Origin of the sequence: Streptomyces phaeoluteigriseus (genome assembly GCF_001896135.2) — a bacterium.
Lineage (GTDB): Bacteria > Actinomycetota > Actinomycetes > Streptomycetales > Streptomycetaceae > Streptomyces > Streptomyces phaeoluteigriseus.
Genome location: NZ_MPOH02000011.1, coordinates 151,512 through 166,193, shown reverse-complemented (window position 1 = coordinate 166,193; position 14,682 = coordinate 151,512). Strand labels below are relative to the sequence as shown.

Below are 14,682 nucleotides of genomic sequence, written 5' to 3'. Positions count from 1 at the left end.
GTCCCCGAGGCGGACCTGCGCTCCGGCCCCGGTGGACGTGCCGGAAATGGGCGGGTGAGCGATGTGAGACATGTGCTGGTGCTGCCCGACCGTGATGCCGCCGAGGATGCCGTGGAGGCGCTCGGGGAGCGGTTCGGGGTGCGCGAGGAGCCGCAGCTGGTCCGGGACGCGCTGGCCGGTGAGGACGACGCGGAGGACGCGCAGTGGCTGGTGGTGCTGCGGGACGAGGAGGGGCGGCTCGACGCGGCGGAGCTGGACGCGTTCGCGGCCGAGTGGGACGGGTGGCGGGAGGAGCCGTAGGAGCGACAGCGGCGGCGGCCCGCACCGCGACCCTCGCTGTCGGTGCCGCGTGCCATCCTTGACCCAATGGCCAGGAAGACTGCGAATGACGACCCTCTCGCCCCGGTGACGCTCGCCGTGGGCCAGGAGGACCTGCTGCTCGACCGCGCCGTGCGGGAGGTGGTGGCCGCCGCCCGGGCCGCCGACGCCGACACGGACGTACGCGACCTGACGTCGGACCAGCTTCAGCCCGGCACCCTCGCCGAACTGACCAGCCCGTCGCTCTTCGCGGAGCGCAAGGTCGTGGTCGTCCGCAATGCGCATGACCTGTCCGCCGACACGGTCAAGGACGTGAAGGGGTATCTGGGGGCGCCCGCCGAGGAGATCACGCTCGTGCTGCTGCACGCGGGCGGGGCCAAGGGCAAGGGGCTGCTGGACGCCGCGCGCAAGGCGGGGGCACGGGAGGTGGCCTGCCCGAAGATGACCAAGGCGGCGGACCGGCTGGCCTTCGTCCGGCAGGAGTTCCGGGCGACCGGGCGGTCGGCCACTCCCGAGGCCTGTCAGGCGCTCGTCGACTCCATCAGCAGCGATCTGCGGGAGCTTGCGGCAGCAGTGTCGCAGCTCGTCGCCGACATCGAGGGGACCATCGACGACGCGGTCGTCGCGCGGTACTACACGGGCCGGGCCGAGGCGTCGAGCTTCACCGTCGCCGACCGGGCCGTGGAGGGCAGGGCGGCGGAGGCGCTGGAGGCGTTGCGCTGGTCGCTGGCCACCGGCGTCGCACCCGTGCTGATCACCAGCGCGCTGGCGCAGGGCGTGCGGGCCATCGGCAAGCTGTCCTCCGCGCGCGGGGGCAGACCCGCGGATCTCGCGCGGGAGCTGGGCATGCCGCCCTGGAAGATCGACCGGGTCCGTCAGCAGATGCGGGGCTGGACGCCCGACGGGGTCTCCCTGGCCCTGCGCGCGGTGGCCGAGGCCGACGCGGGCGTCAAGGGCGGCGGCGACGACCCGGAGTACGCGCTGGAGAAGGCCGTCGTGGCGGTGGCACGGGCGGCGCGTTCCGGGGGCCGGGCGTAGGCCCGGTCGCTGTCGCTGTCGCTGTCGCTGTCGCTGTCGCTGTCGCTGTCGCTGTCGCTGTCGCTGTCGCCGTCGCTGTCGGCGGTGGTGTGCTCCGGGCCTGGAGACCCCGTCGGCCGTCGTGTGCTCCGGGCCAGGGAGACCCGTCGGCCGGACAGCCGGTCACGCGCCGGGGCCAGGGGCCGGGCGCCGGGGCCAGGGGCCGGGCCTGATCCAGTCGCCGTCCGTGCGGGGCGGAGGAGAATCGTAGGGAACAGCCGACGCATCGCCCAGGACGGCGAAAGGTGGCGATCGACCATGGCTGAACACCCGCACGCAACGCTCGTTCGCAGGGGCTTCGAAGCCTTCTCCCGAGGGGACATGGACACCCTGAGGGGACTGATGGCGAAGGACGCCACACACCACGTGCCCGGCACGCACCCGCTCTCGGGTGACTTCAAGGGCCAGGACGCGATCATCGACATGTACCGGCGGCTCGGCGAGGAGACGAGCGGCACGATGCGTCTGGAGGTGCTCGGCATCTGTGTCGACGGCCGCGGCCACGCGGTCGGTATGTGCCGTGTCACCGCCGAGCGGCAGGGCAAGCACCTCGACGACACCGGATGCATCGTGTTCCGGATCGTCGGGGACAGGATCACGGATCTCGACGAGTGCGTCGAGGACATGGACAAGAGTGACGAATTCTGGTCATAGGAGCCCCACGCAGGAGCCCCACGCAGGAGGCTCACGCGGGAATGCCGAAGGCCCCGGCGCCCGCCCTGGGGAAGGGCGAGGCGGCGGGGCCTTCGGTTCTGCATGTCGCAATGCTGGATCCACGCCCGCGTGGCGAACGCAGGCCGCGCGTGGATCCGTGGTGCCGGTCGGGAGCGGATGAGAGAGGGCCCGCTCTTGTCTCCCCGGCGATCAGATCAAGAAAGGAGTTCAGCCCTTGAGGGACGCGACCTTCGAAGCAAGCGCCGACTTCTTGTTGGCGGCCTGGTTCTTGTGGATGACACCCTTGGAGACGGCCTTGTCGAGCTGACGCGCGGCAGCGCGCTGGTACTCGGTGGCCTTCTCGACGTCACCCGCGGCAGCGGCCTCGCGAGCCTTGCGGATCGCGGTCTTCAGGGAGGACTTGACGGCCTTGTTGCGCAGCCGAGCCTTCTCGTTGGTCTTGATCCGCTTGATCTGGGACTTGATGTTCGCCACGAAAGAGCCTTTGCAGGTTCAGGCGCGGGGCCGCTCGGGTCCCGTGCCAGGTGATTTCTTGAGTGTGCCTCGCGCTGAGAGGGCATGAGACACAGCCACCCAGACTACCAGTGCGCACGAGAGCGGCCCAAACCGGTCCCCGGTCGCCGCGCGTGGGACCATGGAGCCTACGTATCGATCCGACCCGAGGCATAAGGCGCCTCAAGAGACAGGACCCTGCGTGCCCGCGACCCCTAACAATGTGCCCGAGCCGAGCCGTACCGACCCGGCACTGATCCGCAACTTCTGCATCATCGCGCACATCGACCACGGCAAGTCCACGCTCGCCGACCGGATGCTCCAGCTGACCGGTGTGGTCGAGCAGCGGCAGATGCGTGCTCAGTACCTGGACCGTATGGACATCGAGCGTGAGCGCGGAATCACGATCAAGTCCCAGGCGGTGCGTCTGCCGTGGGCTCCCACCGAGGACCCCGCGAACACGCACATCCTCAACATGATCGACACCCCGGGTCACGTCGACTTCACCTACGAGGTCTCGAGGTCGCTCGCCGCCTGCGAGGGCACCGTGCTCCTCGTCGACGCCGCCCAGGGCATCGAGGCCCAGACCCTCGCCAACCTCTACCTGGCGATGGAGAACGACCTCAAGATCATCCCCGTGCTGAACAAGATCGATCTGCCGGCCGCCCAGCCGGAGAAGTTCTCCGAGGAACTCGCCAACCTCATCGGCTGCGACCCCGACGACGTGCTCAGGGTCTCGGCGAAGACCGGCATCGGCGTGGACGCGCTCCTGGACCGGGTGGTCCGCGACGTCCCGGCCCCGGTCGGCGTCAAGGACGCCCCCGCCCGCGCGATGATCTTCGACTCGGTCTACGACTCCTACCGGGGCGTGGTCACCTACGTCCGTGTCATCGACGGCCAGCTCAACAAGCGCGAGCGCATCAAGATGATGTCTACCGGCGCCACCCACGAGCTGCTGGAGATCGGCGTCTCGTCCCCCGAGATGACGTCGGCCGACGGCATCGGCGTCGGCGAGGTGGGCTACATCATCACCGGCGTGAAGGACGTCCGCCAGTCCAAGGTCGGTGACACCATCACCAGCAAGGACAAGGGCGCCACGGAGGCCCTCGGCGGGTACAAGGACCCCAAGCCGATGGTGTTCTCCGGCCTCTACCCGCTGGACGGCTCGGAGTATCCCGACCTCCGCGAGGCGCTGGACAAGCTCCAGCTCAACGACGCCGCCCTGGTCTACGAGCCGGAGACCTCCGCGGCCCTCGGCTTCGGCTTCCGCGTCGGCTTCCTCGGGCTGCTGCACCTCGACGTCATCCGTGAGCGCCTGGAGCGCGAGTTCAACCTCGAACTCATCGCCACCGCGCCCAACGTGGTCTACCGCGTGATCATGGAGGACGGGAAGGAGCACACGGTCACCAACCCGAGCGAGTTCCCCGAGGGCAAGATCGACAAGGTCTTCGAGCCGGTCGTCCGGGCCACGATCCTCGCGCCCAGCGAGTTCATCGGCTCGATCATGGAGCTGTGCCAGACCCGCCGCGGCACCCTCCTCGGCATGGACTACCTCTCCGAGGACCGCGTCGAGATCCGCTACACCCTCCCCCTCGCCGAGATCGTCTTCGACTTCTTCGACAACCTGAAGTCCAAGACCCGCGGTTACGCCTCCCTGGACTACGAGCCCACCGGCGAGCAGGACGCCCAGCTGGTGAAGGTCGACATCCTGCTCCACGGCGACCGGGTCGACGCCTTCTCCGCCGTCACCCACAAGGACGCCGCCTACGCGTACGGCGTACGGCTCGTCGCCAAGCTGCGCGAGCTGATCCCGCGCCAGGCCTTCGAGATCCCCATCCAGGCCGCCGTCGGCTCGCGGGTCATCGCCCGCGAGACCATCCGTGCCATCCGCAAGGACGTCCTCGCCAAGTGCTACGGCGGCGACATCTCCCGTAAGCGCAAGCTGCTGGAGAAGCAGAAGGAGGGCAAGAAGCGGATGAAGATGGTGGGTTCGGTGGAGGTTCCGCAGGAGGCCTTCATCGCCGTCCTGAGCAGCGAGGAGAACGCGGGTTCGGGCAAGGGCAAGAAGTAGCCCGCCGACACGCTGGTTTCCGGGGCCCGTCGCGCTGTCGCGCGGCGGGCCCCGCGTCGTCCAGGCGCCGCCGTTGTGTAAAAGTGACAGTCCGTGGCCCTTACGTGCAGGCCAGTCGCCCTCTACTCTGATCCCCTGCTCGATAGTTACTCGCGAGTTAAACAACAGCCGCACTGAGCCAGCCGCATCGTCGCGGGCCCCGGAGGATGTCGTGAGCGACACACAGACACTGATCGAGAACCGTCCGCCGTCCGTGGCGGGCCTCTTCCTGGAGCGCGTGACCGCCACGCCCGACGCGGAGGCGTACCGCTACCCCGTGCCGGCGCGGCGGGTGAGGGCCCGGACGACTGGAAGTCGCTGAGCTGGGCGCAGGCCGCCGAGCGGGTCCATGCCATCGCGGCCGGCCTGATCGAGCTGGGCGTGCAGCCCGAACAACTGGTCGCGCTCGCCGCCTCCACCCGCATCGAGTGGATCCTCGCCGACCTCGGCATCATGTGCGCGGGCGCGGCGACGACCACCATCTATCCGCAGACCAACGCGGAGGAGTCGGCGTTCATCCTCTCCGACTCCGGGAGCCGGGTGCTGATCGCGGAGGACGCGGCCCAGGTCGCCAAGGCGGTGGAGAAGCGCCAGGAACTGCCCGAGCTGACCCATGTGGTGGTGATCGACCCGGCCGGGTGGAGACCACCGACTGGATCATCACGCTCGACGAGCTGGAGAAGCGCGGCGCCGCCCGCCTGGAGCAGGACCCGCAGCTGATCAAGGCGCGGGTCGGTGCCATCGCCAGGGAGCAGCTCGCCACCGTCATCTACACCTCGGGCACCACCGGGCGCCCGAAGGGCGTGCGCCTCCCGCACGACAACTGGTCGTACATGGCGAAGGCGATCGCCGCGACCGGGCTGCTCGGTCCCGACGACGTGCAGTACCTGTGGCTGCCGCTCGCCCACGTGTTCGGCAAGGTGCTGACCTCCGGCCAGATCGAGGTCGGGCACGTCACCGCCGTGGACGGCCGCGTCGACAAGATCATCGAGAATCTGCCGGTCGTGCGGCCGACGTACATGGCGGCCGTTCCGCGCATCTTCGAGAAGGTCTACAACGGGGTCGCCGCGAAGGCCCGGGCGGGCGGCGGCGCCAAGTACAAGATCTTCCAGTGGGCCGCCGAGGTCGCCCGCGAGTACGCCAAGGCTCCCAGGACAACTTCCGGCGCACCGGCACGGCCTCCGTCCCCTTCGGGCTCGGCGCCAAGCACAAGGTCGCCGACGCGCTGGTCTACTCGAAGATCCGCGAGGCGTTCGGCGGGAACCTGCGCGCGTGCGTCTCCGGCAGCGCGGCCCTCGCGCCGGACATCGGGTACTTCTTCGCCGGCGCCGGCATCCACATCCTGGAGGGGTACGGCCTGACGGAGTCCTCCGCGGCCTCCTTCGTGAACCCCGGTGAGGCCTACCGCACCGGCACGGTCGGCAAGCCCCTGCCCGGCACCGAGGTGCGCATCGCCGACGACGGCGAGATCCTGCTGCGCGGCCCCGGCATCATGGAGGGCTACCACGGGCTGCCCGAGAAGACCGCGGAGGTCCTGGAGGCCGACGGCTGGTTCCACACCGGGGACATCGGTGAGCTGTCGCCCGACGGGTACCTGCGGATCACCGACCGCAAGAAGGACCTCATCAAGACGTCCGGCGGCAAGTACATCGCGCCCGCCGAGGTCGAGGGACAGTTCAAGGCGGTCTGCCCGTACGTCTCCAACATCCTCGTCCACGGCGCCGACCGGAACTTCTGCACGGCCCTGATCGCGCTGGACGAGCTGTCCCTGCGGGGCTGGGCCGACGAGAACGGGCTCGGCGGGAAGTCGTACGCCGAGATCGTGGCCGCGCCGCAGACGGTGGCGCTGATCGACGGGTATGTGACGCACCTCAACCAGGGGCTCCAGAAGTGGCAGACGATCAAGAAGTTCCGGCTGCTGCCGCGGGACCTCGACGTCGAGCACGGTGAGATCACGCCGAGCCTGAAGCTGAAGCGGCCGGTCGTGGAGCGGGAGTACAAGCACCTGATCGACGAGATGTACGCGGGGAGCCGGGAGGCCTGAGGCGCCTTCGGGGTGCGGGGGCGGCCGCGCGGATGCCGCGTGGTCGCTCGCCGCATTTCCCCGCGCCCCCGGGATGCACCCCCGGGGGCGCGGCTGTGCTCGAACTCGCCCTCGAACCGGTCCTCTTCGGACACACTCGTACCCCGGTTCCCCCTCATCGCGGCCCACTTCGGTAACTCAGCGCTTATGGACGCGGTCGGTCTGTCACTCTGTCGGCATCGGTCGAGGGGTGGCACCCGCGGACCGAGGCCCGAATCGTCCGACCGCCGGGGAGCCGTTCATGAGGGCCATTCCCACGCAACGGGAGACCGTGTCCCGCGCCAGTGGTGCGCCGGCGTACGCACGAGGGCACCCGCAGGCGTACTCGACCCTGGCCGGCAGCTCCCTCGCGCCCGGTGCCGCCCGTGACCTCGTCCGCGCCGCGTTCTCCGAGTGGACCGGCCTCGGCCTGCCCGGCGCCCGGGAACTGGGGGGACGGCTCGCCGAGGACGCGATACTCGTCGTCAGCGAGCTGGTCACCAACGCCGTCGTGCACGCCGGTACCGACGTCGACCTGGTGTGCCGGCTGGAGGCGGAGCCGGAACCGGACACCTGTGCCGTCGTCGTCGAGGTCACCGATCGCCACCCCTCCCGCGCGCCACGCGACGGCAGCTTCGACACGCCGTACGAGACTTCCGAGTACGGCCGCGGACTGCGCCTGGTGGCCACCCTGGCCGACACGTGGGGGGTGACGTACCGCAGGGGCGCGAAGACGGTGTGGGCGCGGCTGCCGGCCCGCCCGGTCGACGAGGACGGGAACTCCCGCGAGCCCTGGGCCTCCGGCGCCCCCGTCCCCGCCTCCCTCGCCTTCGCCGAGGCCCTCGCCCCCGGACCCCGGTCCACCGACCACGACCGCGACTGGCTCGGCCGCGGCGCGCTGTCCTTCCTCGCCGAGGCATCCGACCTGCTCGCCGGGCAGCTCGACGAGGAGCTGGTCGCCGCGCTCACCGGCCAGCTGATCGTGCCGCGCCTCGCGGACTGGTGCGCGGTCTGGCTGGAGGACGAACTCGGCTCCCGCGCCGGCTGGGACGACGGACCGGGCCCCCGACCGGCCCGTGTCTGGCACGTCAGCGAGAACCACATCGAGGAACTGCGCCGTGCCCTGGAGAAGGACCCGCCGCGCCCGCCCGAGGCCCCGACTCCGGACCCGCCGCCCACCCCTGGCCCGGCGCCGCGCTCGGCCCGCCCGGCGCCGCCCTCGCCTACCGCCTGGTCGCCGGCGGCCGCCCGCTCGGCACCCTCGTCATCGGGCGGGCCGGGCTGCTCCGCTTCCCCGACGAGGTCACGGGGCTCGTCGAGGACCTCGGCCGGCGCGTGGCGCTCGCCATCGGCGCGGCCCGCAGGTACGCCCGCCAGGCCACCATCAGCGCCGTCCTCCAGCGCGGTCTGCTGCCGGGCGCGGTCGCCGAGATCCCCGGCCTGCGCAGCGCCCTCGTGTACGAGCCGCGCGAGCAGGGCGGGCCGAGCGGCGACTTCTACGACCTGTTCCCGGTGGGCGACGGCCGCTGGTGCTTCGCGGTCGGCGACGTCCAGGGCAAGGGCCCCGAGGCGGCGGTGGTGATCGGCCTGGCCCGCCCCTGGCTGCGGCTGCTGGCACGCGAGGGGTACGGCGTGGCCGACGTCCTCGACCGGCTCAACCAGCTCCTCCTCGACGACGCCACCGAGGCCGCCGACGCCGCCGCCCGCGCCTTCGTCGGCCCCGCGGGCCCCGGCGACGGACCGCAGACCCGCTTCCTCTCCCTGCTCTACGGCGAACTCGTGCCCTTCGACGGCGGCGTCCGCTGCACCCTCGCCTCGGCCGGCCACCCGCTGCCCCTGCTTTTGGGGCCGGACGGCAGCGTGAGCACGGCCGCGCAGCCGCAGACCCTCCTCGGCGTCGTCGAGGACGCCACGTACGTCAGCGAGAGCCTGGACCTGTGGCCCGGCGACACCCTGCTGTGCGTCACCGACGGCGTCACCGAGCGACGCTCGGGCTCCCGCCAGTTCGACGACGGCGACGGCCTCGCCACCGCCCTGTCCGGCTGCGCGGGGCTGGAGGCTGAACTGATCGCCGAGCGGATCCGCCGCCTGGTCCACGAGTTCGGCGGCCGGCCCCCGGAGGACGACCTGGCCCTGCTGGTCCTCCAGGCGGAATAGCGCGCCGGGGGACCCAGGGGGCCTACGCGTCACGTACGGGACAATGGAAGACATGCCTTCCGCTCTTCCCGACGGCGAGCCCGTCCCCACCGACGGCGCGCTGCCCGCCTCCGCGCTCGCCGGGGCCGCCGACCGCCCCCTCGGGTTCTACCTGCACGTGCCCTACTGCGCGACCCGCTGCGGCTACTGCGACTTCAACACCTATACCGCCACCGAGCTGCGCGGCACCGGTGGTGTCCTCGCCTCCCGCGACAACTACGCCGACACCCTGATCGACGAGATCCGGCTGGCCCGCAAGGTCCTCGGCGACGACCCGCGCGAGGTCCGTACGGTCTTCGTCGGCGGCGGTACGCCCACCCTGCTCGCGGCCGGTGACCTGGTCAGGATGCTCGCGGCGATCCGCGACGAGTTCGGGCTGGCCGCGGACGCGGAGGTCACCACCGAGGCCAACCCCGAGTCCGTGGACCCGGCGTACCTCGCCACGCTCCGCCAGGGCGGCTTCAACCGGATCTCCTTCGGCATGCAGAGCGCCCGGCAGCACGTGCTGAAGGTCCTCGACCGCACCCACACACCCGGCCGCCCCGAGGCATGCGTCGCGGAGGCCCGCGGGGTGGGCTTCGAGCACGTCAACCTCGACCTGATCTACGGCACCCCCGGCGAGTCGGACGACGACTGGCGGGCCACCCTGGACTCCGCCCTCGGCGCCGGACCCGACCACATCAGCGCGTACGCTTTGATCGTCGAGGAGGGCACCCAGCTCGCCCGCCGGATCCGCCGCGGCGAGGTCCCGATGACCGACGACGACGTCCACGCGGACCGGTACCTGATCGCCGAGGAGGCGATGGCCGCGGCGGGCTTCGACTGGTACGAGGTGTCCAACTGGGCCACCTCCGCGGCGGGCCGCTGCCTGCACAACGAGCTGTACTGGCGGGGCGCCGACTGGTGGGGCGCGGGCCCGGGAGCCCACAGCCACGTCGGCGGCGTGCGGTGGTGGAACGTGAAGCATCCCGGGGCGTACGCGGCGGCGCTGGCGGGCGGCCGCTCGCCGGGCGCCGGGCGCGAGGTCCTCTCGGACGAGGACCGCAGGGTCGAGCGGATCCTGCTGGAGCTGCGGCTGAGGGAGGGGGCCCCGCTGTCGCTGCTGCGGCCGGACGGGCTCGCGGCCTCGCGCCGGGCCCTGTCGGACGGGCTGCTTCAGGAGGGCCCGTACGAGCAGGGGCACGCCGTGCTGACGCTGCGGGGGCGGTTGCTGGCGGACGCGGTGGTGCGGGACCTGGTGGACGTGAGGGGGCCGGTGGACCGAGGGGGCGTGGTGGACGGGGGAGGGTCCGGGGAACCGCCGCGCCGCCTCCGGACGCTGCCGGTTCCGGAGGCTGCGCTGGGGGTGGGTACCAGCTGGTCAGGGCTCACCTGGTTTCGGGCGCTGCCGGATCTGGGGCTGCGCTGGGGGTGAGTTCCGGCGTGGTCAGGCCACCTGGCTTCGGACGTTGCCGCTCGCGGGGCTGCGCTGGGGGTGGGTACCAGTGTGGTCAGGGCTCACCCGGTTTCGGGCGCTGCCGGATCTGGGGCTGCGCTGGGGGTGAGTTCCAGCGTGGTCAGGCCACCTGGCTTCGGACGCTGCCTCTCGCGGGGCTGCGCTGGGGTGGGTACCAGCGTGGTCAGGGCTCACCCGGTTTCGGGCGCTGCCGGTCCCGGGGCCCCGCTGGAGGCGAGTTCCAGCACCCTCAGGCCTCACCCGCCTCCGGACGCTGCCGCTTCCGGAGCCCCGCCGGGGGTGAGTTCCAGCACCCTCAGGCCTCACCCGGCGCCGTGACGAAGTCGATCAGTTCCTCGACCCGGCCCAGCAGCTCCGGCTCCAGGTCCCGGTAGGAGCCCACCCGCTTCAGGATCGCCTGCCACACCGCGCCGGTGTTGTCCGAGGGCCAGCCCAGCGCCCGGCACACCCCCGTCTTCCAGTCCTGCCCGTGCGGGACGCGGGGCCAGGCCGGGATGCCCACCGCGGACGGCTTCACCGCCTCCCAGATGTCGATGTACGGGTGGCCCACCACCAGCGCGTGCTCGCTCGTCACGGACCGGGCGATGCGCCACTCCTTGGTGCCGGGGACGAGATGGTCCACGAGGATGCCCAGGCGGGCGTCGGCGTCGGGGGCGAACTCGGCGACGATCGACGGCAGGTCGTCCACACCCTCCAGGTACTCCACGACCACACCCTCGATGCGCAGGTCGTCGCCCCACACCTTCTCCACCAGCTCGGCGTCGTGCCGGCCCTCGACGTAGATGCGGCCGGCGCGGGCCACCCGGGCGCGGGCGCCGGGCACGGCGACCGAACCGGAGGCGGTCCGGGTGGGCCGTACCGGAGCGGACGACGTGGGGCGGACCAGGGTCACGGGCCGGCCCTCCAGGAGGAAGCCGCGTGGCTCCAGCGGGAACACCCGGTGCTTGCCGAAGCGGTCCTCCAGGGTGACCGTGCCCGCCTCGCAGCGGATCACCGCGCCGCAGAAGCCGGTGCCGGGCTCCTCCACCACCAGGCCGGGCTCCGCCGGGACCTCGGGCGCGGGCCGCTGCTTCTTCCACGGAGGGGTCAGGTCGGCCTGGTGCACGCGAGGACGCGGGCCCGAAGGACCCTCGTGGGAAGGGCGGTGGTGGGAGACGGGTGGGCGCATTCGAATGACGATAGGAGAAGCCCCGGCGCGGTCACGGCGACACGCCGAAACGCGCGGCCAGGGCGTTCCGTTGGGCCCGGACGAACGCCGCGTCGACCACCGCACCGTGGCCGGGCACGTACAGCGCGTCCTCGCCGCCGAGGTCCAGCAGCCGGTCGAGGGCGGCGGGCCAGTGCGCGGGTACGGCCTCGGGGCCCGCCTGCGGCTCACCGGACTCCTCGACGAGGTCGCCGCAGAAGACGACCTCGGGCGAGCCGGGGCCCGCGGGGACGAGAACGGCGAGGTCGTGCGCGGTGTGGCCGGGGCCGACGTTGGCCAGCAGGACCTGCCGGCCGCCGCCCAGGTCGAGGGTCCACTCGCCGGAGACCAGGTGGCGGGGACGTACCAGTGTGTCCGCGGCCTCCGCGGCCGCGGCCTCGTCGAGACCGTTGCGGACCGCGTCCGCGCGCAGCTCGTCCGCCGGCACGGTGTCCGCGCCCACCGCCGCGTAGACCTCGGCGCCCGCGAAGGCCGCCGCCCCGAGGACATGGTCGAAATGCGGGTGCGTGAGCGCGAGATCGGTCACACGGTGACCTGCGAGTTCCTCGGCGCTCAACCGCAGCCGGGCACCCTCGAGGAGACTCGACCCCGCGTCGACCAGGAGGGCCCGCCCGTCCCCGACGACCAGCCCGGCCGTGCAGTCCCAGCCGGGCAGCCGGCACCGGCCGACGCCCGTGACGATCCGCTCCCACCCCAGCTCTTCCCAAGTCACCGTCATACGGCGACGCTAGCCCTGGCAGCCGCTCCGGGCGACCGACCTTGCCCCGGGTGTACCCCACAGCCGTACACTGGGCCGGGGAACGCTGGCACTCGGATGTGAAGAGTGCCAGGCGAGACGCCCGGGGGACCGGGGACGACTTTTCTGGAGGTGAGCGCGGATGCTGAGTGAACGCAGGCTCCAAGTGCTGCGCGCCATCGTCCAGGACTACGTCGGCACCGAGGAACCGGTGGGTTCCAAGGCGCTCACCGAGCGGCACAATCTCGGCGTCTCTCCGGCGACGGTCCGCAACGACATGGCCGCCCTGGAGGACGAGGGGTTCATCGCCCAGCCGCACACCAGTGCCGGGCGCATCCCCACCGACAAGGGCTACCGGCTGTTCGTCGACAAGCTGGCCGGAGTCAAGCCGATGACGGCGCCCGAGCGGCGGGCCATCCAGAACTTCCTGGACGGTGCCGTCGACCTCGACGACGTGGTGGCCCGGACCGTACGGCTGCTCGCGCAGCTCACCCGGCAGGTCGCCGTCGTGCAGTACCCGTCGCTGACCCGCTCCACCGTGCGGCACGTCGAACTGCTGTCGCTGGCGCCGGCCCGGCTGATGCTGGTGCTGATCACGGACACCGGGCGGGTGGAGCAGCGGATGGTGGACTGCCCGGCGCCCTTCGGCGAGGCCGCGCTGGCGGATCTGCGGGCGCGGCTGAACAGCCGGGTCGCGGGCCGCCGCTTCAGCGATGTGCCACGCCTGGTCGAAGACCTGGCCGACGCCTTCGAGAACGAGGACCGCGGCACGGTCACGACGGTGCTCTCCACCCTGCTGGAGACGCTCGTCGAAGAGAACGAGGAGCGGCTGATGATCGGCGGAACCGCCAATCTCACCCGCTTCGGACATGACTTCCCCCTCGTCATCCGACCCGTCCTGGAAGCCTTGGAGGAGCAGGTCGTGCTCCTCAAGCTCCTCGGCGAGGCCGGTGATTCGGGCATGACCGTACGCATCGGTCACGAGAACGCCTACGAGGGACTCAACTCCACTTCGGTGGTGTCGGTCGGCTACGGTTCGGGCGGCGAGGCAGTCGCCAAGCTCGGCGTGGTCGGACCGACCCGCATGGATTACCCGGGAACGATGGGAGCGGTACGCGCAGTGGCACGGTACGTCGGACAGATCCTGGCGGAGTCGTAAGTGGCCACGGACTACTACGCCGTTCTCGGCGTGCGCCGCGACGCGTCGCAGGAAGAGATCAAGAAGGCCTTCCGGCGGCTCGCACGCGAGCTGCACCCGGACGTCAACCCCGATCCGAAGACCCAGGAGCGGTTCAAGGAGATCAACGCCGCCTACGAGGTGCTGTCGGACCCGCAGAAGAAGCAGGTCTACGACCTCGGCGGCGACCCCCTGTCCCAGGCGGGCGGCGGCGCGGGCGGCTTCGGAGCCGGTGGCTTCGGCAACTTCTCCGACATCATGGACGCCTTCTTCGGCACGGCGTCGCAGCGCGGGCCGCGCTCGCGCACCCGCCGCGGCCAGGACGCGATGATCCGGCTGGAGATCGACCTCGACGAGGCCGCCTTCGGCACGACCAAGGACATCCAGGTCGACACGGCGATCGTCTGCACCACCTGTAGCGGCGAGGGCGCCGCGCCGGGGACCACCGCGCAGACCTGTGACATGTGCCGCGGCCGCGGCGAGGTGTCGCAGGTGACGCGGTCCTTCCTCGGCCAGGTCATGACCTCGCGGCCCTGCCCGCAGTGCCAGGGCTTCGGTACCGTCGTGCCGACCCCGTGCCCGGAGTGCGCGGGCGACGGACGGGTGCGTTCGCGTCGCACGCTGACCGTGAAGATCCCGGCCGGTGTCGACAACGGCACCCGCATCCAGCTCGCCGGTGAGGGCGAGGTCGGGCCGGGCGGCGGTCCCGCCGGTGACCTGTACGTCGAGATCCACGAGCTGCCGCACGCGCAGTTCCAGCGGCGCGGCGACGATCTGCACTGCACGGTGACCCTGCCCATGACCGCGGCCGCCCTGGGCACGAAGGTGCCGCTGGAGACGCTCGACGGTCTGGAGGAGGTCGACATCCGGCCCGGCACACAGTCCGGGCAGTCGATCCCGCTGCACGGACGCGGTGTCACGCATCTGCGGGGCGGTGGGCGCGGTGACCTGATCGTGCATGTCGAGGTGCAGACGCCCAACAAGCTGGACCCCGAGCAGGAGCGGTTGCTGCGGGAGCTGGCGAAGCTGCGGGGGGAGGAGCGGCCCCTCGGGCAGTTCCAGCCCGGGCAGCAGGGGCTGTTCTCCCGGCTGAAGGACGCGTTCAACGGTCGGTGACGGTGACGGTGGCGGTGGCGGGGCGGTGGGGCTTTTTCGCCCCCGCCGCCCCCTTGCCGT

9 protein-coding genes and 3 pseudogenes are annotated in these 14,682 nt (G+C 71.7%); 9 read left to right on the top strand and 3 right to left on the bottom strand.

What is annotated here, in order from left to right:
* Positions 1-54 precede the first annotated feature (54 nt).
* The 3 genes from BM536_RS11890 to BM536_RS11880 all read left to right on the top strand — a co-directional run bounded on the left by BM536_RS11890 (position 55) and on the right by BM536_RS11880 (position 2,049).
* Positions 55-300, top strand: a complete 246-nt coding sequence (locus tag BM536_RS11890) for a hypothetical protein (protein WP_073498696.1) — start codon at positions 55-57, stop codon at positions 298-300.
* A 66-nt stretch (positions 301-366) separates the two neighbouring features.
* Positions 367-1,356 carry a DNA polymerase III subunit delta gene (gene holA, locus BM536_RS11885; protein ID WP_094102909.1) on the top strand — a complete coding sequence of 330 codons (990 nt, stop codon included), beginning with the start codon at positions 367-369 and terminating at the stop codon, positions 1,354-1,356.
* 297 nt (positions 1,357-1,653) lie between these two features.
* A complete protein-coding gene (locus BM536_RS11880; RefSeq protein WP_094102908.1) occupies positions 1,654-2,049 on the top strand; it encodes a nuclear transport factor 2 family protein in 396 nt (131 codons plus the stop codon).
* A 228-nt stretch (positions 2,050-2,277) separates the two neighbouring features.
* On the opposite strand, the gene rpsT is transcribed toward BM536_RS11880, so the two are convergent.
* Positions 2,278-2,544 (bottom strand): 30S ribosomal protein S20, encoded by a 267-nt coding sequence (gene rpsT, locus BM536_RS11875; RefSeq protein ID WP_015660447.1) that lies wholly within the window; start codon positions 2,542-2,544, stop codon positions 2,278-2,280.
* Positions 2,545-2,764: 220 nt separating this feature from the next.
* Between rpsT and lepA the strand changes: the two genes are divergently transcribed.
* From lepA to hemW, 4 genes and pseudogenes are all read left to right on the top strand, one after another.
* A complete protein-coding gene (gene lepA, locus BM536_RS11870; protein WP_073498694.1) occupies positions 2,765-4,633 on the top strand; it encodes a translation elongation factor 4 in 1,869 nt (622 codons plus the stop codon).
* A gap of 211 nt (positions 4,634-4,844) precedes the next feature.
* Positions 4,845-6,716 (top strand): annotated as a pseudogene (locus BM536_RS11865) (AMP-dependent synthetase/ligase).
* 280 nt (positions 6,717-6,996) lie between these two features.
* Positions 6,997-8,891, top strand: a pseudogene (locus BM536_RS11860) (SpoIIE family protein phosphatase).
* 52 nt (positions 8,892-8,943) lie between these two features.
* Positions 8,944-10,173 (top strand): annotated as a pseudogene (hemW, locus tag BM536_RS11855) (radical SAM family heme chaperone HemW); the annotation flags it as partial.
* Between the two features lie 508 nt (positions 10,174-10,681).
* Here hemW and BM536_RS11850 read toward each other — a convergent pair.
* Both BM536_RS11850 and BM536_RS11845 read right to left on the bottom strand, forming a co-directional pair.
* A complete protein-coding gene (locus tag BM536_RS11850; RefSeq protein WP_073499552.1) occupies positions 10,682-11,554 on the bottom strand; it encodes a DUF3097 domain-containing protein in 873 nt (290 codons plus the stop codon).
* A gap of 31 nt (positions 11,555-11,585) precedes the next feature.
* Positions 11,586-12,311: an MBL fold metallo-hydrolase gene (locus BM536_RS11845; RefSeq protein WP_073499550.1), complete on the bottom strand. Its 726-nt coding sequence runs from the start codon at positions 12,309-12,311 to the stop codon at positions 11,586-11,588.
* Between the two features lie 160 nt (positions 12,312-12,471).
* On the opposite strand from BM536_RS11845, the gene hrcA reads away from it, so the two are divergent.
* Positions 12,472-13,488 carry a heat-inducible transcriptional repressor HrcA gene (hrcA, locus tag BM536_RS11840; protein ID WP_073499548.1) on the top strand — a complete coding sequence of 339 codons (1,017 nt, stop codon included), beginning with the start codon at positions 12,472-12,474 and terminating at the stop codon, positions 13,486-13,488.
* Entirely contained in the window at positions 13,489-14,622 is a 1,134-nt protein-coding gene (dnaJ, locus tag BM536_RS11835; protein WP_073499546.1) for a molecular chaperone DnaJ, read from the top strand.
* The last annotated feature ends 60 nt before the right edge of the window (positions 14,623-14,682 follow it).

Bases quoted from the DNA above. Each gene is read 5' to 3' on its own strand.
- holA (WP_094102909.1), top strand. From the start codon at position 367: ATGGCCAGGAAGACTGCGAATGACGACCCTCTCGCCCCGGTGACGCTC.
- BM536_RS11880 (WP_094102908.1), top strand. From the start codon at position 1,654: ATGGCTGAACACCCGCACGCAACGCTCGTTCGCAGGGGCTTCGAAGCC.
- BM536_RS11850 (WP_073499552.1), bottom strand. From the start codon at position 11,554: ATGCGCCCACCCGTCTCCCACCACCGCCCTTCCCACGAGGGTCCTTCG.
- BM536_RS11845 (WP_073499550.1), bottom strand. From the start codon at position 12,311: ATGACGGTGACTTGGGAAGAGCTGGGGTGGGAGCGGATCGTCACGGGC.
- hrcA (WP_073499548.1), top strand. From the start codon at position 12,472: ATGCTGAGTGAACGCAGGCTCCAAGTGCTGCGCGCCATCGTCCAGGAC.